This window comes from Kitasatospora sp. NPDC008115 (assembly GCF_042957205.1).
GTDB lineage: Bacteria > Actinomycetota > Actinomycetes > Streptomycetales > Streptomycetaceae > Kitasatospora.
This window is the reverse complement of the sequence record NZ_JBIBHU010000072.1, coordinates 1-4,133: the sequence shown is the minus strand read 5'-3', so window position 1 is coordinate 4,133 and position 4,133 is coordinate 1. Positions and strand designations below refer to the sequence as shown.

General features: G+C 69.2%; 2 protein-coding genes. Both read right to left on the bottom strand.

Translation table 11 applies throughout. From position 1 onward, the window contains the following. Positions 1–1,829, bottom strand: a 1,829-nt coding sequence (locus ACFZBX_RS36795) for a type I polyketide synthase (protein ID WP_391538176.1), incomplete at its 3' end; no start/stop codon positions are given. A 3-nt stretch (positions 1,830–1,832) separates the two neighbouring features. Further along, a partial coding sequence (locus ACFZBX_RS36790; RefSeq protein WP_391538175.1) for a type I polyketide synthase occupies positions 1,833–4,133 on the bottom strand: 2,301 nt, incomplete at its 5' end.

The following is a 4,133-nucleotide window of genomic DNA, read 5'->3' as shown; positions in this document are numbered from 1 at the left end:
GCGTCGGCGCAGGCGTGGATGTGGTCGCGGAAGACGGTGCTGGTCCGGAACAGGTCGCGGCCCATGCCGACCCACTGCGAGCCCTGACCGGGGAACACGAACGCGGTCTTCCCCCGTCCCTGCACCCGCTGGCCGACGGGACCGGTCACCAGGTGGGGTGAGGGCCGGCCCTCCTTCAACGCGTTCAGTCCGTCGAGTAGTTCGCCGCGGTCGTGGGCGATGACGGCGGCACGGTGCTCGAACGCGGTGCGGGTCGTGGCCAGGGCATGGGCGATGTCACGGGCATCGACGTCGGGCCGGTCCGTCGCAAAAGCGTGCAGCTGTGCGGCCTGCTCGATCAGTGCGTCAGGGGACTTGCCGGAGACGAGCCAGACACTTGGCCCGTCGGTGGGTGTCTCTTCCGGATCACTGATGTCCGTGGTGGCAGGTTGTTCGAGGATGACGTGGGCGTTGGTGCCGCTGATGCCGAAGGAGGAGACGGCGGCGCGGCGGGGGTGGTCGGTGACCGGCCACGGGGTCTGCTCGGTCAGCAGGCTGATGTTGCCGGCGGTCCAGTCGACGTGCGGGGTCGGCTCGTCGATGTGGAGCGACTGGGGCAGGGTGCCGTGTCGCATGGCGAGGATCATCTTGATGACACTGGCGACGCCTGCGGCGGCCTGGGTGTGGCCGATGTTCGACTTGATGGAGCCGAGGTGCAGCGGCTGGTCGGCGGGCCGGTCCTGGCCGTAGGTCGCCAGGAGCGCCTGGGCCTCGATGGGGTCGCCGAGCCGGGTCCCGGTGCCGTGCGCCTCGACGGCGTCCACCTGATCGGTGGTCAGACCGGCGTTGGCGAGCGCCTGGCGGATCACCCGTTCCTGGGAGGGGCCGTTGGGGGCGCTGAGCTGGCTGCTGGTGCCGTCCTGGTTGACCGCGCTGCCGCGCACCAGCGCGAGCACGGTGTGTCCATTGCGCTGGGCGTCGGAGAGGCGTTCGAGCATGATCAGGCCGACACCCTCGGCCCAGCCGGTGCCGTCGGCGGCCGCGGCGAAGGGCTTGCAGCGGCCGTCGGGGGAGAGGCCGCGCTGGCGGCTGAACTCGATGAAGGTGTTCGGGGTGGCCATGAGAGTGGCGCCGCCGGCGAGGGCGAGGTCGCACTCGTTGTTGCGCAGGGCCTGGGCGGCGAGGTGGAGGGCGACCAGGGAAGAAGAGCACGCGGTGTCGACGGTGACGGCCGGGCCTTCGAGGCCCAGGGTGTAGGAGATGCGGCCGGAGGCGATGCTGCCGGCGCTGCCGATACCGAGGTAGCCCTCCAGGTCCTTGGGCTTTTCCGGGAAGCGGGCGGCGTAGTCGTTGTACATGACGCCGGCGAAGACGCCGGTGCGGCTTCCGCGCAGGGTGGACGGGTCGATGCCCGCGCGTTCGGTCGCCTCCCAGGCGCACTCCAGCAGCAGGCGCTGCTGCGGGTCGATGGTCAGCGCCTCACGCGGGCTGATCCCGAAGAATTCCGCGTCGAACCCGTCCGCCTCGGACAGGAAACCGCCATGGCGCGAGTACGTCTTGTGCGCCGCGTCCGGGTCGGGGTCGTACAGCGCCTCGGTGTCCCACCCGCGCTCCTCCGGGAAACCGGAAATCGCATCCGTCTTCCCCAGGACAAGACCCCACAATTCCTCGGGCGACCGAACGCCACCGGGATAACGGCATCCCATGCCCACCACCGCAATGGGCTCACGTGCTGCGGCAATGAGAAGTTGATTCTGCTGCCGGAGCCTTTCGGTTTCCTTGACGGAGGCGCGGAGGGCGGTTACGACTTGATCGAGAGACATGGCCATGGGAACTTTGCACCTCTGAATTCGTCAGGACTCGGTTTTGGTGCCCAGTGCGATCTGAACCAGACTCTCCGCGTCCATGCTGTCGATCAGGTCTACGGAGGAGCTGTCAGTGGTCAGCGCTTCGTTGTCGGGCGCGGCGAGTTGCAGCAGTGTGTCGAGCAGGCCGGAATTGCGTAGCGTGGCGAGGGGAATGGAGGTCAATGCCTCGCGAACCCTCGTTTCCAGCGCATCGGCTTCGACTTCTTCGCCGGACGTCGTGACCAGTTGCGTTCGCAGGTAGTGCGCGAGTGTGGTGGGGGTGGGGTGGTCGAGTATTGCGGTGGTGGGGAGGCGCAGGCCGGTGGCGGTGCCGATCTTGTTGCGGAGTTCGACGGCGGTGAGGGAGTCGAGTCCCATGTCGAAGAAGCCGCGGTGCTCGTCGATTCCGTTGGGGTTGGTGTGGCCGAGGGCGGTGGCCACGTGGTCGCGGACGAGGCCGAGGAGGAACTGTTCCTGTTCGGTCTCGGTGAGCGGTGTGAGCGTGTGGGTCAGCGACTGTCCGGCGTTGCCGTTGCCGTTGTTCGCGGTGGCGGGCCGGGTGGCCGGCACGAGGGTGCGGTAGATGGGCGGGAGGTCGGGGTTGTTGCGGAGGGCGGTGGTGTTGAGGCGGGCGGCGAAGAAGTGGGGTCGACTGCTCGTGAGGGTGTGGTCGAAGAGTGCGAGGGCGTCCGCAGTCGGGAGAGGCGCGATCCCGGTGCGGTTGAGCCGGGCGCGGTCGGCGCTGCTGAGATGGCTGGTGATCGTGCTGGTTTCCTGCCAGAGCCCCCAGGCCTGGGAGGTGGCCGGCAGCCCGAGCGCCTTCCGGTGGTGGGCGAGGGCGTCGAGGAAGGTGTTGGCGGCGGCGTAGTTGGCCTGGCCGGAGTTGCCCAGGACTCCCGTGACGGAGGAGTAGAGGACGAAGGCGGCGAGGTCGAGGTGCCGGGTCTGCTGGTGGAGGTTCCAGGCGGCGTCGGTCTTCGGGCGGAGAACGGCGCCCAGGCTGTCCGGGGTGAGGTTGGGGAGGGTGGCGTCCTGGACGACGCCGGCGGTGTGGATGACGGCGGTGAGGGGGTGCTCGGCCGGTATGTCGGCGAGGAGGGTGGTGAGTTGGTCGGGGTCGGCGGTGTCGCAGGCGGTGATGGTGATGTGGGCGCCGAGGTCGGTGAGTTCCTTGCGCAGTTGGTCGGCGCCTTCGGCGTTGGGGCCGCTGCGGCTGACGAGGAGCAGACGGTTCTGTCCCTGGGTGACCAGGTGGTGGGCGAGGAGGCTGCCGAGGGTGCCGGTGCCGCCGGTGATGAGGACGGTGCCGTCGGGGTTGAAGGCTGCCGGGGTGGTGTGGTCCGTGGTGGTGGTGCGGGTGAGGCGGGGTGCGTGGATGGTGTTGTTGCGGATGGCGAGTTGGGGTTCGTTGGTGGTGAGTGCGGTGTGGAGGGTGTCGGGGTCGGTCTGGGGGGTGTCGAGGTCGATGAGGGTGAAGCGCTCGGGGTTTTCGCTCTGGGCGGTGCGGATGAGGCCCCAGAGGGGTGAGGCGGTGAGGTCGTGGACGTCTTCGTCGGGGTGGGTGGCGATGGCGTTGCGGGTGCAGACGGCGAGGCGGGTGGTGGTGAGGCGTTCGTCGAGCAGCCACTGCTGGATCAGGGTGAGCAGGTGGCGGGTTGCCTGGTGGAGTTCCTCGACCGTGGCCAGCGGCTGGAAGACGCAGGGCAGCAGGACGGTCGCGGGAGCAGGGGTGCCGTTGTCGAGGGCTTCGGTGAGTGCGGTGATGCTGTCGTAGCGGGGGATCTGGTCGCCGGACGTGATGGTCTCGCCGTCGGCGAGGGGGAAGTGTGCGGTGTCCAGCCAGGCCCAGTTCGCTTCCGCCACCGACGAGGACGGGGTGAGGGGTGTCCACTCGATGTGGAAGAGGCTGTCGCGCAGGGGCTTGGCGCTGTCGGCGAGTTGCTCGGCCGGGAGGGGGCGTGTGGTGAGGGCTTCGATGGTGGCGACGGGGGCGCCGAGGGTGTCGGCGAGGTGGATGCGGATGGTGTCGGGTCCGGTCGGGGTGAGCCTGGCGCGCAGGCGGCGGGCGCCGGTGGAGTGCAGTTCGATGCCGGACCAGGAGAACGGGACGGAGAGGTCGCCGCTGGGGTTGTCCAGTGTCTGGAGGGCGATGGTGTGGAGTGCGGCGTCGAGGAGGGCGGGGTGGATGTCGAAGGCGTCGGCTTCGAGGTCTTCGGGGAGGGTGATGTCGGCGTAGGTGTGCTGGTTGTCGCGCCAGGCGGCGGTGAGGCCTTGGAAGGCGGGGCCGTAGGTGTAGCCGTGGTCGGC